The 15,021-nt window shown below is 66.0% G+C and carries 13 protein-coding genes; 10 read left to right on the top strand and 3 right to left on the bottom strand.

Features of this window, described 5'->3' with window-relative positions; translation table 11 throughout:
• Positions 1-77: 77 nt before the first annotated feature.
• From topA to tldD, 3 genes are all read right to left on the bottom strand, one after another.
• Positions 78-2,693, bottom strand: coding sequence for a type I DNA topoisomerase (topA, locus tag ACK8OU_RS00005; RefSeq protein ID WP_410301286.1), 2,616 nt, complete (start codon positions 2,691-2,693; stop codon positions 78-80).
• A gap of 150 nt (positions 2,694-2,843) precedes the next feature.
• On the bottom strand, positions 2,844-4,013 hold the full coding sequence (gene dprA, locus ACK8OU_RS00010; protein ID WP_410301287.1) for a DNA-processing protein DprA: 1,170 nt from the start codon (positions 4,011-4,013) through the stop codon (positions 2,844-2,846).
• Positions 4,014-4,284: 271 nt separating this feature from the next.
• A complete protein-coding gene (tldD, locus tag ACK8OU_RS00015) occupies positions 4,285-5,706 on the bottom strand; it encodes a metalloprotease TldD (protein ID WP_410301288.1) in 1,422 nt (473 codons plus the stop codon).
• 174 nt (positions 5,707-5,880) lie between these two features.
• Between tldD and coxB the strand changes: the two genes are divergently transcribed.
• The 10 genes from coxB to ACK8OU_RS00065 all read left to right on the top strand — a co-directional run bounded on the left by coxB (position 5,881) and on the right by ACK8OU_RS00065 (position 14,874).
• A complete protein-coding gene (gene coxB, locus ACK8OU_RS00020) occupies positions 5,881-6,747 on the top strand; it encodes a cytochrome c oxidase subunit II (protein WP_410301289.1) in 867 nt (288 codons plus the stop codon).
• 57 nt (positions 6,748-6,804) lie between these two features.
• Positions 6,805-7,737: a heme o synthase gene (gene cyoE / locus ACK8OU_RS00025; RefSeq protein WP_410301290.1), complete on the top strand. Its 933-nt coding sequence runs from the start codon at positions 6,805-6,807 to the stop codon at positions 7,735-7,737.
• A 1-nt stretch (position 7,738) separates the two neighbouring features.
• A complete protein-coding gene (locus ACK8OU_RS00030) occupies positions 7,739-7,999 on the top strand; it encodes a hypothetical protein (protein ID WP_410301291.1) in 261 nt (86 codons plus the stop codon).
• Positions 7,996-8,571, top strand: a complete 576-nt coding sequence (locus tag ACK8OU_RS00035; protein WP_410301292.1) for a cytochrome c oxidase assembly protein — start codon at positions 7,996-7,998, stop codon at positions 8,569-8,571. The genes ACK8OU_RS00030 and ACK8OU_RS00035 overlap by 4 nt, the downstream gene beginning before the upstream one ends.
• Before the next feature lie 19 nt (positions 8,572-8,590).
• Positions 8,591-9,391 carry a cytochrome c oxidase subunit 3 gene (locus ACK8OU_RS00040; protein ID WP_410301293.1) on the top strand — a complete coding sequence of 267 codons (801 nt, stop codon included), beginning with the start codon at positions 8,591-8,593 and terminating at the stop codon, positions 9,389-9,391.
• A 63-nt stretch (positions 9,392-9,454) separates the two neighbouring features.
• A complete protein-coding gene (locus tag ACK8OU_RS00045; protein WP_458524347.1) occupies positions 9,455-10,135 on the top strand; it encodes an SURF1 family protein in 681 nt (226 codons plus the stop codon).
• Positions 10,136-10,146: 11 nt separating this feature from the next.
• Positions 10,147-11,538 carry a threonine synthase gene (gene thrC, locus ACK8OU_RS00050; RefSeq protein ID WP_410301295.1) on the top strand — a complete coding sequence of 464 codons (1,392 nt, stop codon included), beginning with the start codon at positions 10,147-10,149 and terminating at the stop codon, positions 11,536-11,538.
• A gap of 50 nt (positions 11,539-11,588) precedes the next feature.
• A complete protein-coding gene (locus ACK8OU_RS00055) occupies positions 11,589-12,803 on the top strand; it encodes a M16 family metallopeptidase (protein WP_410301977.1) in 1,215 nt (404 codons plus the stop codon).
• Positions 12,803-13,387: a GNAT family N-acetyltransferase gene (locus tag ACK8OU_RS00060; protein WP_410301296.1), complete on the top strand. Its 585-nt coding sequence runs from the start codon at positions 12,803-12,805 to the stop codon at positions 13,385-13,387. The genes ACK8OU_RS00055 and ACK8OU_RS00060 overlap by 1 nt, the downstream gene beginning before the upstream one ends.
• Positions 13,388-13,458: 71 nt before the next feature.
• Complete coding sequence (locus ACK8OU_RS00065) at positions 13,459-14,874, top strand: FAD-binding oxidoreductase (protein ID WP_410301297.1); 1,416 nt, start codon at positions 13,459-13,461, stop codon at positions 14,872-14,874.
• Positions 14,875-15,021 lie beyond the last annotated feature (147 nt).

Here is a 15,021-nt window from a genome sequence, read left to right on the forward strand (position 1 = left end):
GGAACACTCCTCCAAAATCGCTAGGGGTTTTGTGGCCCGCCACATTGCGCAAGTCAATGCGGCGGCGCAGCAAGGGCTTAGCCGTCGTCGCTGGTCCCCGCCTTCTTCGGCGCGGCCTTTTTCGCCGCAGGCTTCTTGGCGCCAGAGGTTTTGCTGGTAGGCTTGGCGGCTGCTTTTGCCGGGGCCTTTTTCGCGGGCGCTTTGCGGGCAGGGGTCTTCTTGCCCCCCTTGGCGGCCTTGGCCGCCAGCAGGGGCAGGGCCTCTTCCAGGGTGATCGCCTCGGGTGCGCTGTCCTTGGGGATGGTCGCGTTGACCTTGCCCCATTTCACATAGGGCCCATAGCGCCCGGGCATGACCTGGATCACGCCGCCATCGGGATGTTCACCCAGATCCTTGATCGGCTGGGCGGCGGCGCCCCGCCCGCCGGGGCCGCGCGCGGCCTTTTGCGCCAGAACCTCGACCGCGCGGTTCATGCCGATGGTGAAGACCTCATCGATATCGGGCAGGTTGGCGTAGGTCTTGTTGTGTTTCACATAGGGACCAAAGCGGCCGATGCTGGCCTCGACCGGCGCGCCATCCTCGGGGTGCGCGCCTATCTGGCGCGGCAGCGACAACAGCATCAGCGCGCGGTCCAGGTCGATGCTTTCGGGCGACCAGCCCTTGGGCAGGCTGGCGCGCGGGGGCTTGGGCTGATCGGCCGTTGCCTCGCCCTTCTGGACATAGGGGCCAAAACGGCCAATCCGCAGGGTGATGTCGGCGCCGTCATCCTGGCCCAGAACCTTGCCATCCAGCGCCGCCGCGTCGCCATCTTCCGGGGCGGACAACGGGCGGGTATAGCGGCATTCGGGATAGTTGGAACAGCCGATGAAGGCCCCGCCCGAACGCGCGGTTTTCAGGTTCAGCCGCCCCGCGCCACAGGTCGGGCAGGCGCGCGGGTCGCCACCATCGGCGCGCGGCGGGTACAGATGTGGACCCAGCACCTCATCGATCTTGTCCAGCACCTCGGAAATCCGCAGTTCCGCCGTTTCCCCCAGCGCCGCCGAGAAATCGCGCCAGAAGCGTGCCAGCACCTCTTTGTAATCACGGTCCCCGGCCGAGATGTCATCCAGCTGGTCTTCCAGATCGGCGGTGAAGTCATATTCGACGTAGCGGCGGAAGTAATTGGCCAGAAAGGCCGTCACCAGTCGCCCGGTATCTTCGGGGATCAGGCGGTTCTTGTCCTTGCGCACATAGCCGCGGTCCTGGATCGTGGTGACGATCGAGGCATAGGTCGACGGTCGCCCGATGCCCAGTTCTTCCATCCGCTTGACCAGCGTCGCCTCGGTATAGCGGGGTGGGGGCTGGGTGAAATGCTGTTCGGGCGTGATCGCGCGCTTGTCGGCGGGCTCACCCTGCATGATCTGCGGCAGGCGGGCGCCGTCTTCGCCTTCGTCGTCGTCGCGGCCCTGGTCATAGATCTTGAGGAAGCCGTCGAAGGTCACCACCTGGCCGGTGGCGCGCAACTCGACCTGGCCATCGTTGCTGCCCACGTCCACCGTGGTGCGTTCCATCCGCGCCGCCGCCATCTGACTGGCAATCGTGCGCTTCCAGATCAGATCATACAGCTTGCGCTGATCGGCCTCGACGTTCAGCCGGTCGGGCGACATTGCCATGTCGGTGGGGCGGATGCATTCATGCGCTTCCTGCGCATTCTTGGCCTTGTTCTTGTACATCCGCGGGCTGTCGGGGACGTAAGCCTCACCAAAGCGCCGCCTGATTTCATCGCGCGCGGCCATCACCGCCTCGGGGGCCATGTCGATGCCGTCGGTCCGCATATAGGTGATGTGACCCGCCTCATACAGCCGCTGCGCGGCCGACATGCAGGCCTTGGCGCCCATGCCGAACTTGCGGCTGGCTTCCTGCTGCAGGGTTGAGGTCATGAACGGCGGGTAGGGGTTGCGGGTGGCGGGTTTCGCCTCGACCGATTTGACCGCAAGCGGGCGCGATGTCACCGCCTGCACCGCCAGTTCCGCCGCCGTTGCATTGGCCAGATCGAACTTGTCCAGCTTCTTGCCGCCCAGCACGGTCAGCCGCGCGCTGAATTCCTGCCCGCGCGGGGTGACCAGCGTGGCGGTGACGGTCCAGTATTCGCGGGCCCGGAACGCCTCGATCTCCATTTCGCGCTCGACGATCAGGCGCAGGCAGACCGATTGTACCCGACCGGCCGACTTCGCACCCGGCAGCTTGCGCCACAACACCGGCGACAGGTTGAACCCCACCAGATAATCCAGCGCGCGGCGGGCCAGATAGGCCTCGACCAGCGCGGTATCCACCTGGCGGGGATGCTTCATCGCCTCCAGGATCGCGGGCTTGGTGATCGCGTTGAAGGTGACGCGGCTGACCTTCTTCTTCCTCAGCTTGTCGGCCAGCGCCTCTTGCAGGTGCCACGAAATTGCCTCGCCCTCGCGGTCGGGGTCGGTGGCCAGGATCAGTTCGTCATCGGTCTTCAGCGCCTCGGTGATCGCGCGGATGTGTTTCTTGCTGTCCGCCGCGACCTCCCATTTCATGGCGAATTCATGGTCGGGATCGACCGATCCATCCTTGGGCGGAAGGTCGCGCACATGCCCGAAAGAGGCCAGGACCGTATAGTCGGACCCCAGGTATTTGTTGATCGTCTTGGCCTTTGCGGGGGATTCGACAACGACAACGGCCATGATTTTCTCTTTCCATACTCGGGCAAAACGCTTTGGGCGCGGAACATGTGTGCCTTGCGGGGGGATTGTCAATGAGACTTTGCCGAAGTCCGACCGGGGGGGGGCGGGCGCGCCCTGCCTGCCCAGTGATCCGCGGGCCGGGCCGGTCCGCTAGACCGCGCGGGCGATCAGGCCACCGGGCTGGCGCTGGATCTGTCCGTCCATTTCCAGCTGCAACAGGGCGCCCGCGAACTGCGCTGCCGACAGGCCAAGATCCCGGATCAGCTGATCCTCGGCCACGGGGCTGGGACCCAGACGGTCCAGGATCCGCGCGCCGATCGCGCCGGAAACCGGGGCATTGGCCGGTTGCGCGGGTGTGACCGGCGATACGGGGGGCACCGCCGCCTGAGGCGCGCGGCCGGTTTCAGGCGCGGGCAGCCCGAAACCGGCCGCGTCAAGGGCGGCCAGAACATCCCCGGCGCCGCGGATCAAGGTTGCGCCGTCGCGGATCAGCGTGTTGCACCCGCCCGCCCGCGGATCGAGTGGATGACCCGGAACCGCCAGCACCTCGCGTCCCTGGTCCAGCGCCATCCGGGCGGTGATCAGGCTGCCCGATCGCGAGGCAGCCTCGACCACGACAACGGCGCGGCACAGCCCCGCGATGATACGGTTGCGCATCGGGAAATGGCGCGCCTGCGGTTCAAGCCCCATCGCCTGTTCGGACAGGCGCAGCCCTGATGCGGCGATCTGCGCGGCAAGGCCCGCGTTTTCCTCGGGGTATATCGTGTCGACCCCGCCGGCCTGAACCGCGACCGTGCCGGTGCCCAGTGCGGCCTGATGGGCCGCCGCGTCGATCCCGCGGGCCAGTCCCGAGACGACGACATAACCCGCCACGCCCAGCTCCTGGGCCAGCTTGCGCGCCATGCGCCCGCCTAGGGATGAGGCGTTGCGTGCGCCCACAAGCGCCACCATCGGGCGCGCCAGCAGCCCCGCATCCCCCAGGGTCCAGATCAGCGGGGGCGCATCGGGCAGGGCAGCCAGAAGCTGCGGATACCCCGGCGCGCCGATCCGCAACAGCCGCGCGCCCAGACGCCGCGCCGCCCGGATTTCGGCCCGTGCGACGCCTTCGGGGCAGGGGGCGTAATCCGCGATCCCGGCGGCGCGGGCCATCTCGGGCAGGGCAGCCAGCGCGGCATCTGCGCTGCCATGTTCGGCGATCATGCGGTGAAATGTCGCCGGCCCCACGCGGCGGGAACGAATGAGACGGAGCGACGACAGTTCATCTTCTTCCGTGGTGGGTGGGGTGAAGGGGGTGGGGTAAGAAAACAAATCTGCTTTCATCCGTCCCTCCGTCTCATTCGCAGGATCGGTATAGCGCCCTTAACGTTAACAAGTGGTTTACGTCGCAGCGATTCGGTGCCGGTCCGGCGATTTTCATGCGCGCCACCCCTGACCGCCGCGCAGGCGGAAAGGGGGCAGGGGGGCGCTGCCCCCCTCGGCGCGGGCGCGCCTCACCCCCCGGAGTATTTCGCCAAGAAGAAGCACAGGTTTCTTCTTGGCCCAAATACTCCCGCGCGGAGCGCTTCCGCAGGTGCCGACCGCGCCGCGTCCGTCAGCTGGCCGAACCGCCCACCGTCAGCCCGCCGATCATCAGCGTGGGTTGGCCCACGCCCACAGGCACCCATTGCCCGGCCTTGCCGCAATTGCCTATGCCGGGGTCAAGCGCCATGTCATTGCCGATGGCGCGGATCTGGCGCATTGTGGTGGGGCCGTCGCCGATCAGGGTGGCGCCTTTTACCGGGGCGCCCGCCACGCCGTTCTTTACCCGGTAGGCCTCGGTGCAGGAAAAGACGAATTTGCCGTTGGTGATGTCGACCTGCCCGCCGCCGAAGCCCACGGCATAGATTCCGTCTTTCAGATCGCTCAGGATTGCGGCCGGATCGGCGGTGCCGCCCAGCATATAGGTGTTGGTCATGCGCGGCATAGGGATATGGGCATAGCTTTCGCGCCGTCCGTTGCCGGTGGGGGCCACGCCCATCAGGCGCGCGTTCTGGCGATCCTGCATGAAGCCCACCAGGATGCCGTCCTCGATCAGCACGTTTTTCCCCGAAGGCGTGCCCTCATCATCCACCGAGATCGAGCCGCGCCGGTCGGGAATCGTGCCATCGTCCAGCACGGTCACGCCTTTCGCGGCCACCTGCTGACCCATCAGCCCGGCAAAGGCCGAGGTTTTCTTGCGGTTGAAATCGCCTTCCAGCCCGTGGCCCACCGCTTCATGCAGCAGAACGCCCGGCCAGCCGGGGCCAAGCACCACGTCCATCTGACCGGCCGGGGCGGGTTCGGCGCGCAGGTTCACCAATGCGATGCGCAACGCCTCTTGCGTGACGGGCTTCCAGTGCGCCGGGTCGATCAGTCCCGTCAGGCCAAAGCGCCCGCCGCCGCCATGGCCGCCCGATTCCCGGCGGCCGTTTTCTTCCACGATGACCGAGATGTTCAGTCGCGCCATCGGGCGGATGTCGCTGACCAGGCCACCTTCGGGGCGCAGGATGAAGACCTCTTGCAGGCTGGCCGCCATGCTGGCCGAGACCTGCACCACGCGCCGGTCCAGGTCGCGGGCATAGGCGTCGATGTCGCGCAGGATGTCGATCTTGGCGGCGAAGGGGGCATCGGCCATCGGATCGGCATCGCCATAAAGGTGGCGATTGGTGCCGGGCGGGGGCGGGGCCATGACACCGCCGCCATCGCCTACCGCCAGCCGTGCGGTTTCGGCGGCACGTTTCAGCGCCGCGCCCGAAATCCCGGTGGAATGGGCATAGCCCGCCACCTCGCCGCGCACGGCGCGCAGGCCGAATCCTTCCGAGGCATCATAGCTTGCGGTCTTGACCCTGCCATCGTCGAAGACCAGCGCCTCGGACCGGCGGCGTTCCAGGAACAATTCCCCATCCTCTGCACCGGCCGTGGCCGCGCGCAACGTGGCCAGGGCCTCGTCACGATCCAGCAAGGTGTCGAAGGGGGCGAAGCGCTCTGCGGTCATCGGTATCTCTTTCGTCATTGATCTGGATCAAAAAGCGGCATGGTGTCGCAGCTTTTGCTTGTTGCTGTGCATCTAATATGATTTTAAGCTGCCGTCATACAACGGGGGTGGGCCTTTCGGGGCCCAAAGGCGTTGCGCGGCAGGGAGAGCCGCATCAGGGAACGGGAAAACACTATGCGTTTTGCGACCATTCGCCGCGGTCTCGCGGCTGCTTTCACCTCGACCATGCTGGCCGGGACCGCGCTGGCCCAGGACATGATTGCCGGCCTGCCGCGTGTCGGCAAGCCTGTGGCCGACGGCATTGGCTTTCAGCCCGCCGCGACCGAACTGGCGCGCGACCAGCAATGGCTGGACGGGATGGTGCTGTATATCATCACCGCGGTCACGATCTTCGTGGTGGCGCTGATCGTCTATGCCATCCTGCGCTTCAACCGCCGGGTGAACCCGACGCCGGCGCGTTTTACCCACAACACCCCGATCGAGGTGACCTGGACGGTGGTTCCGATCCTGATTCTGGTCGTGATCGGGTCCTTCTCGCTGCCGGCGCTGTGGAAGCAGCAGGAAATCCCGGCGGCCGATGTCGTCATCAAGGCGACCGGCTATCAGTGGTACTGGGGCTATGAATATGCCGATGAGGGCATCGCCTTCGACGCGCTGATGCTGCCCAGGGAAGAGCTGGCCGCGCATGGCTATGAGCCCGACGAATATCTGCTGGCCACCGACAATGCGGTTGTCGTGCCGGTGAACAAGACCGTCGTCATGCAGGTGACCGCGGCCGATGTGATCCATTCCTGGACCATTCCGGCCTTTGCCGTGAAGCAGGACGCCGTTCCTGGCCGCATCGCGCAGCTGTGGTTCAAGGCTGAACAGGAAGGCGTCTATTTCGGCCAGTGTTCCGAACTGTGCGGCCAGGCCCATTCCTACATGCCCATCGTCGTCAAGGTCGTCTCGGAACAGGTTTATGCCGACTGGGTGGCCCGCGCGCAGGGTGGCTTTGCGGCGCTGGATACCGACACGCCCGTCAAGCTGGCGTCGAACTGATCTGATCGCGGCGCGCCGGGGCAGCCCGGCGCCCACACCCGGAGGGAGTAACGGGACATGAGCGATATCGGCATCATCGATCGCGGGGGCGAGGCGCAGTTCGGCGATTATGTCGCGCTGCTCAAGCCGCGGGTCATGTCGCTGGTGGTGTTCACCGCGCTGGTCGGGCTGTTGGTCGCGCCCGTGCCGGTGCACCCCTTTGTCGCCTTCACCGCCGTGCTGTTCATCGCGCTGGGCGGTGGCGCATCGGGCGCGCTGAACATGTGGTATGACGCCGACATCGACCGCGTGATGCGCCGCACCCGCAGCCGCCCGATTCCCGCGGGCCGTGTCAGCGAGGGCGAGGCGATGGGCTTTGGTCTGGCACTGGCCGGGATCAGCTGTGTCATGCTGGCGCTGGCGGCCAATGTCTTTGCCGGGCTGTTCCTGGCCTTTACCATCTTCTTCTATGCCGTCGTCTATACGATGTGGCTGAAACGCACGACCCCGCAGAACATCGTGATCGGCGGCGCGGCGGGGGCCTTTCCGCCGATGATCGGCTGGGCTGTGGCGACGGGGGGAATCAGCATCGAATCGGTGGCGATGTTCCTGCTGATCTTTCTGTGGACGCCGCCGCATTTCTGGGCGCTGGCGCTGTTCATGAAGGATGATTATTCCAATGCCGGCGTGCCGATGCTGACCGTGACGCATGGCCGCAAGGTTACCCGCCGCCACATCCTGGGCTACACGCTGATTCTGGCGCCGGTGGCGGTGGGCACGGCCTTCACCACGATCGGCGGGCCGGTCTATCTGTTGACCAGCCTTGTGCTGAACGCGCTGTTCATCCGCGGTGCCTGGGCGATCCGCGCCCGCGATGAGGCTGCGGCCGAGGCCGATGGCTACAAGGCCGAGAAGGCGTTTTTCCGGTTTTCGCTGCTGTATCTGTTCGCGCATTTCAGCGCGCTATTGGCCGATTCGGCGCTGCGCGCCTTTGGGTTGGGGATCTGGTAAGATGGCAATCACGAAAGACAGCGCCCTGCATCAGCGCCGCTTCGGGCGCAACATGGGGCTGGGTCTGGTTCTGCTGGGCTTTGCCGCGCTGGTCTTTGGCCTGACCATCGCCAAGGTGCAGACCGGCGCCAGCCTTGAGGGATTCGATCACCAGCCGCGCGTCTCGATCACCCCGGCGACCGAGACTGTCAGCCGCCCCGCCGCGCCGGTCATTGCCCCCGGCGCCCCGGTCGCGCCAGCCACCACCGGGTCCGGACAATGAGCGCGCAAGCCAACAACCGCATCGCCCTGCGTCTTGCGGGCGTGGTCGTGCTGATGGCCGCGCTGGCCTGGGCGGCGGTGCCGTTCTACGACTGGTTCTGCCGTGTCACCGGCTATGCCGGCACCACCAATGTCGCCGAGGCGGAATCCGACATCATCCTGGATGAACTGGTCACCGTGCGCTTTGACGCGAACACCGCCAAGGGGATGGACTGGCAGTTCAAGCCGGTCCAGCGTGAGATGACGCTTCGGATCGGTGAAACCGGTCTTGCCTTCTATGAGGCCTACAACCCCACCGACCGGGTGATCGCCGGCACCGCCAGCTACAACGTCGCCCCCGACCTTGCCGGTTACTATTTCGACAAGATCGACTGCTTTTGCTTTACCGAACAGGTGCTGCAACCCGGCGAGCGGGTGCAGATGCCGGTTTCGTTCTACGTCGATCCCGCGCTGGTGAAGGATCGTGATGCCGGCCACATCCGCCACATCACGCTGTCCTACACCTTTTATGAAACCAAGTTGCCCGAACAGCAGGCCGCCCTTGGGCCTGCGGTAACGGCGCCCGTCAACTGAGGCCCAACAGGAAATCGAAATGGCGCACGCGAAAAACCACGATTACCACATTCTGCCCCCGTCGATCTGGCCGCTGCTCAGCGCGGTTGGCGCTTTCGTCATGCTGTTCGGCGCCGTCCTGTGGATGAGCGGGACGACACCCTGGGTCTTCTTTATCGGCCTCGCGCTGGTGCTGTACTGCATGTACGGCTGGTGGGCCGATGTCGTGCACGAAGGGCAGACCGGCGATCATACCCCGGTGGTGCGGATCGGCCTGCGCTACGGCTTCATCCTGTTCATCATGTCCGAGGTGATGTTCTTCTCGGCCTGGTTCTGGAGCTTTTTCAAGCATGCGCTTTACCCGATGGGCCCCGACAGCCCGCTGGTCGATGGCGTCTGGCCGCCCGCGGGAATCGAAACCTTCGACCCCTGGCACCTGCCGCTGATCAACACGCTGATCCTGCTGCTGTCGGGTGCCACGCTGACCTGGGCGCACCACGCGCTGGTGCATGAAAACAACCGCAAGGATGTGATCAACGGCCTGGTGCTGACGGTGATCCTGGGTTTCTTCTTCACCCTGCTGCAGGCCTATGAATACAGCCACGCGGCCTTTGGTCTGGCCGGCAACATCTATGGCGCGAACTTCTTCATGGCGACGGGCTTCCATGGCTTCCACGTCATCGTCGGTACCATTTTCCTGCTGGTCTGCCTGATCCGCGTGCTGAAGGGTCATTTCACCCCGCAGCAGCATGTCGGCTTTGAGGCCGCGGCCTGGTACTGGCACTTTGTCGATGTGGTCTGGCTGTTCCTGTTCGCTTCGATCTATGTCTGGGGCCGCTAGGTCCTGACCGATGGAATCACGACCGGCGCGGGGGGAAACCCCCGCGTCTTGCATTTGGAGCCTGTGATGATGCGCTATGTCTTTCCCCTTCTTCTGGGCCTTGGCGGCTGCGCTGTCCTGCTGGCGCTGGGGTTCTGGCAGCTGGACCGCCTGGAATGGAAACGCGCGATGCTGGCCGGGATCACCGCCCAGATCGGTGGCGCGCCGGGGCCGCTGCCCGCGGCGGGGGGGGATCCGGCGGTGTTGAAATACACGCCCGTCGAACTGGCCGGCGCGACGACGGGGCAGGAAATTCTGGTGCTGTCGGGGCAAAAGGGCATCGGCGCTGGGTTTCAGGTGATTGCCGCCTTTGAAACCGGCGATGGCCGGCGGATCCTGCTGGATCGCGGCTTTCTGCCGGAAACGGGCCGCCGTGCCCCGCGCCCGGCGGTGCCGCTGATCGTCACCGGCAACCTGCACTGGCCCGCCGAGGCCGACAGCTATACCCCCGCGCCTGATCTGGACGAAGGTCTGTGGTTCGCCCGCGACGTACCCGCCATGGCCGCCCATCTGGGAACCGAGCCGCTGCTGGTCGTGGCTGCGCAGGTCGCGGGCGATACCCAGGGCATCAGCCCGCAGCCGGTATCCATAACCGGCATTCCGAATGACCATCTGCACTACGCCATCACCTGGTTTTCGCTGGCCGCCGTCTGGGCGGGGATGACAGCGTTCCTTCTGTGGCGTATCAGGCAAAGACAAATCTGAAGGGCGAGTTGATGCGCTATATCTCCACCCGGGGGCAGGCCCCGGTCCTGAGCTTCGGCGAAGCGATGCTGACGGGTCTGGCCCGCGACGGCGGCCTGTATGTGCCCGAGACGATTCCGGCGATGACCCCGGCTGAAATCGCCGCGTTGGCCGGTCTGCCCTATGAAGAGGTCGCGCTGCGCGTGATGAAGCCCTTTGTGGGCGACACTTTCACCGAAGACGAGCTTCGGGGCGCGATCGGGCGCGCCTATGCGGGCTTTGGCCATGTGGCGCGCGCGCCGCTGGTGCAGCTGGCACCAGGGCATTTCCTGCTGGAGCTGTTTCACGGGCCGACGCTGGCCTTCAAGGATTTCGCCATGCAGGTGATCGGGCAGCTGTTCCAGATCGCACTGGCGAAGGAAGGCCGCCGCATCACCATCGTCGGCGCCACCTCGGGCGATACCGGATCGGCCGCGATCGAGGCGTTCCGTGGCCTGGATAATGTCGACGTCGTGATCCTGTTCCCGCATGGCCGCGTGTCGGATGTGCAGCGCCGGCAGATGACCACCCCGTCCGAAGCCAATGTCCATGCGCTTGCGCTGGATGGCACTTTTGACGATTGCCAGAACCGTCTGAAGGACATGTTCAACGACTTTGCCTTCCGCGATGAGGTGGGGCTGGCGGGGGTGAACTCGATCAACTGGGCACGGGTGCTGGCGCAGGTGGTCTATTATTTCACCGCCGCCGTGGCGCTTGGCGCGCCCGCCCGCAAGGTCAGCTTTACCGTGCCGACCGGAAATTTCGGCGACATCTTCGCAGGATTCATCGCGCGCGAAATGGGCCTGCCGATCGACAAGCTGGTGGTGGCGACGAACCAGAACGACATTCTGCACCGCTGCCTGACGACGGGCGAATACCGGATGGACGGTGTGAAACCCTCGATCAGCCCGTCGATGGACATCCAGATCAGCTCAAACTTCGAACGCGCGTTGTTCTGGGCCTATGGCCGCGACGGCGCGGCGGTGGCGCATCTGATGGATGAATTGAAGGCGCAGGGCGGCTTTGGCGTCAGCCAGGGCGCGTTGCAGGCCCTGCGCGAAATCTACACCTCGGGCCGCGTTTCCGAGGCCGAGACCTCGGAAACCATCACCCAGGAACTGGCGCGGTCGGGCGAATTGCTGTGCCCGCATTCGGCGGTGGGCGTGCGCGTGGGCCATGCCAGGACGGCTGCGCCGGTGCCGATGGTGACGCTGGCCACCGCGCACCCCGCCAAATTCCCCGATGCGGTGCAGGCCGCCACCGGCATCCGTCCCGCGTTGCCGGCCCGTATGGCCGATCTGTTCGATCGGCCCGAACGGGTGACCCGTGTTCCCAATGACCTGTCGGCGCTTGAGGCGCTGATCCGCGAAAGGCGCCGCCATTGAGCATCAACCTGACCACGCTTCCCAACGGCCTGCGGATCGTGACCGAGAATATGCCGGGCCTGGCTTCGGCCTCAGTCGGGATCTGGGTGACGGCGGGCGGCCGGCATGAACGGGCCGAGCAGAACGGCATCGCGCATTTCCTGGAACACATGGCCTTCAAGGGCACCAAGACCCGCAGTGCCCTGCGCATCGCCGAGGAAATCGAGGATGTGGGCGGCTATATCAACGCCTATACCTCGCGCGAGATGACGGCCTATTACGCCCGCGTGCTGGGCGAGGATGTGGCCCGCGCGCTGGACGTGATTTCCGACATCGTGCTGAACCCGGTTTTCGACCCACGCGAGATCGAGGTGGAACGCCATGTGATCCTGCAGGAAATCGGCCAGGCGCTGGATACGCCCGATGACATCATCTTTGACTGGCTGCAGGAAGCTGCCTATCCCGATCAGCCGATGGGGCGCACGATTCTGGGCCCGGCGGAACGGGTTTCGGCCTTCGGGCGGGGGGATCTGTCGGGATTTGTCGCCGAACATTACGGCCCCGACCAGATGATCCTGTCGGCGGCGGGCGCGGTGGACCATGCCGCGATCGTGAAACAGGCCGAGGCGATCTTTGGCGCATTGCGTCCCGTGGGCGCGCATCCGGTGCAGCCCGCGCGCTGGCAGGGCGCGGAACGGCGCGAGGTGAAGGACCTGGAACAGGTCCATTTCGCGCTGGCGCTGGAAGGTCCGGGCTACCGCGATCCGGCGATCTATACCGCGCAGGTCTATACCACGGCGCTGGGGGGGGGCATGTCCAGCCGCCTGTTCCAGAAGATCCGCGAGGAACGCGGCCTGTGCTATTCGATCTTCGCGCAGGCCGGGGCCTATGACGATACCGGGATGATCACGATCTATGCCGGCACTTCGGCCGAGGAAATCGGTGAGCTGTGCGCGTTGACGATTGATGAGATGAAGCGCGCCGCCGAGGATATGACCGAGGCCGAAGTGGCCCGTGCCCGCGCGCAGATGAAGGCGGGAATGCTGATGGGGCTGGAAAGCCCTTCGGCCCGGGCTGAACGGATGGCACGCAACCTGGCGATCTGGGGCCGCATTCCGGGCCTGGAGGAGATCACCGCCAGGATCGACGCGGTCAGCCGTGATGCGGTGCGCGCCTATGGTGAAAGCCTGGCCGGGGCGGGCGGCGGCCGATCGGCGCTGGCGCTGTATGGCCCCGTTCAGGCCGCACCCACGCTGGAGGGCTTGCGCGACAGGCTTGCCGCCTGATGCTGACGCGCCGCCGGAAGCTGCGGATCGAGACGGAGCGGATGACGCTGCGTCTGCCGCAGCATTCGGATTTCCGCGACTGGGCCTGGCTGCGCGAGGAAAGCCGCGAATTCCTGACCCCGTGGGAGCCGTCCTGGTCGCATGACCATCTGGGCCGCAAGGCCTTTGCCAACCGTGTCTATTGGGCGGCGCGGGCGGAAAGTTCGGGTACGGCGCTGCCGCTGTTCCTGATCCGGCGCCAGGATGGCGCGGTGCTGGGCGCGATCACGCTGGACAATATCCGGCGGGGCCCCGCACAGGCGGGGACGCTGGGCTATTGGATCGGGGCGCGCCACGCCCGTCAGGGGTTCATGCGCGAGGCGATCCGCGCGGTGGTGCATCATGCCTTCAGTGTTCTGGACCTGAGCCGGATCGAGGCGGCATGCCTGCCGGAAAACGCGGCCTCGCGCGGGGTGCTGGAGAAGTCGGGCTTCAAATATGAAGGCGTGGCGCAAAGCTATCTGCAGATCAACGGGCGCTGGCGAAACCATGTGCTTTACGCCAATCTGCGTGGGGACAGGCGGGGGCGAACCGAAGTCGGCTGAGGGAATGGGGGCGCTGCCCCCGTCCTTCGGACTCCCCCGAGGTATTTGGGGCAAGATGAAAGCGGGAAGCGATGCTGAAACCGGCGACTGAAGAATTTGCGCGCGTTCTTGAGGCCGAGGTGGTGGGGCTGCGGGCCGAGCGGCCCGAGCCGCGGCATCTGGAAGAGCCGCGGGGCCGGTTCGCGGGAACCGGCGGGGTGCTGGTGCGCCCCCGTTCGGTTGATGAGGTGGCGGCGGTGGTGCGCCTGTGTTCCGCGGCGCGGGTGGGCGTGGTGCCCTATGGCGGTGGCACCGGGCTGGTCGGCGGGCAGGTTGCGCCCGGGGGTCCAGCGCCGGTGATCCTGTCGTTGGAGCGGATGGCGGTGGCGCGCGCGGTCGATCCGGTGGGCAATGTGCTGATCGTCGAGGCGGGGGCGACCTTGCAGGCGGTGCAGGAGGCGGCGGAGGCGGCCGGGCGGTTGTTTCCCTTGTCGCTGGCCAGCCAGGGCAGTGCGCGGATCGGCGGGTGTCTTGCGACCAATGCGGGCGGGGTAAATGTGCTGCGCTATGGCAATGCGCGGGATCTGTGCCTGGGGATTGAGGCGGTTTTGCCCGATGGCGCCGTGCTGCGCGGGTTGAAACGCCTGCGCAAGGACAACACCGGCTATGATCTGAAGGATCTGCTGATCGGGGCCGAGGGCACGCTGGGCGTGATCACCGCGGCCTGCCTGCGTTTGTTTCCGCGCCCCGCGGGGCAGGGGACGGCGATGCTGGCCGTGCCGGGCCCGGCCGAGGCGCTGGCGTTGCTGGCGCTGGCCGAGGCGCGGATGGGCGGCTGTGTGTCGGCCTTTGAACTGATCGGGCGTCAGGGGCTTTTGTTTCTGGATGAGGTTGGTCCCGAGCTGCGCCAGCCTTTTGCGCCCGCGCCGGCCTGGATGGTGCTGGTCGAGGTTGGCCTGCCGCAGGGTCTTGATCCCGAAGAGGCGCTGGCGGGCCTGTTCGAGGCGGGGGCCGAGGCCGGGCTGGTCAGCGATGGCGTGATCGCACAAAGCGAGGCACAGCGTGCCGCGTTCTGGACCCTGCGGGAAAGCCTGCCCGAAGCGAACCGCCGTATTGGCGCGATTTCCAGCCATGACATCTCGGTCCCGCTGGCGGCCTTGCCGGCGTTCATCGCGCGGGCCGATGCGGCGCTGGCGGCGATGGGGGATTATCGCGTCAACTGCTTTGGGCATGTGGGCGATGGCAACCTGCATTACAATGTCTTTCCGGCCGCGGGGCGGGCCCGCGCCGACCATGAGGCGGACCGGCCGAGGATCAAGGATTGCATTCATGACATCGTCGATTCACTGGGGGGATCGGTTTCGGCCGAGCACGGGATCGGGCGGCTGAAGGTGGCCGATCTGGAACGGTTCGGCGATCCGGGCAAGATGGCGGCGATGCGCGCGATCAAGGCGGCGCTGGACCCCCATGGCATCATGAACCCCGGCGCGGTGCTGCGTGCATCGTGATCCGGGGGGGCAAGACGCCCTGCCGGGGGGAACGGCAGGGCGCGGCATTTTGGTTCACATGTTTTGCAAGCAGCCCTGAACCATCAGGCATCTTCTGTGTGGCATGATTCGGGTTGCGGAATGGTTACCGACCCGCCGAATCCTGCG

The sequence above is a fragment of the Pontitalea aquivivens genome (assembly GCF_046507575.1).
GTDB classification, from domain to species: domain Bacteria; phylum Pseudomonadota; class Alphaproteobacteria; order Rhodobacterales; family Rhodobacteraceae; genus Pontitalea; species Pontitalea aquivivens.

Coding starts and splice junctions, on each gene's coding strand:
- thrC (WP_410301295.1), top strand. CDS start 10,147: ATGCGCTATATCTCCACCCGGGGGCAGGCCCCGGTCCTGAGCTTCGGC.
- ACK8OU_RS00060 (WP_410301296.1), top strand. CDS start 12,803: ATGCTGACGCGCCGCCGGAAGCTGCGGATCGAGACGGAGCGGATGACG.
- ACK8OU_RS00035 (WP_410301292.1), top strand. CDS start 7,996: ATGAGCGCGCAAGCCAACAACCGCATCGCCCTGCGTCTTGCGGGCGTG.
- ACK8OU_RS00040 (WP_410301293.1), top strand. CDS start 8,591: ATGGCGCACGCGAAAAACCACGATTACCACATTCTGCCCCCGTCGATC.
- dprA (WP_410301287.1), bottom strand. CDS start 4,013: ATGAAAGCAGATTTGTTTTCTTACCCCACCCCCTTCACCCCACCCACC.
- topA (WP_410301286.1), bottom strand. CDS start 2,693: ATGGCCGTTGTCGTTGTCGAATCCCCCGCAAAGGCCAAGACGATCAAC.
- ACK8OU_RS00055 (WP_410301977.1), top strand. CDS start 11,589: ATGCCGGGCCTGGCTTCGGCCTCAGTCGGGATCTGGGTGACGGCGGGC.
- ACK8OU_RS00065 (WP_410301297.1), top strand. CDS start 13,459: ATGCTGAAACCGGCGACTGAAGAATTTGCGCGCGTTCTTGAGGCCGAG.
- ACK8OU_RS00030 (WP_410301291.1), top strand. CDS start 7,739: ATGGCAATCACGAAAGACAGCGCCCTGCATCAGCGCCGCTTCGGGCGC.
- coxB (WP_410301289.1), top strand. CDS start 5,881: ATGCGTTTTGCGACCATTCGCCGCGGTCTCGCGGCTGCTTTCACCTCG.
- tldD (WP_410301288.1), bottom strand. CDS start 5,706: ATGACCGCAGAGCGCTTCGCCCCCTTCGACACCTTGCTGGATCGTGAC.
- cyoE (WP_410301290.1), top strand. CDS start 6,805: ATGAGCGATATCGGCATCATCGATCGCGGGGGCGAGGCGCAGTTCGGC.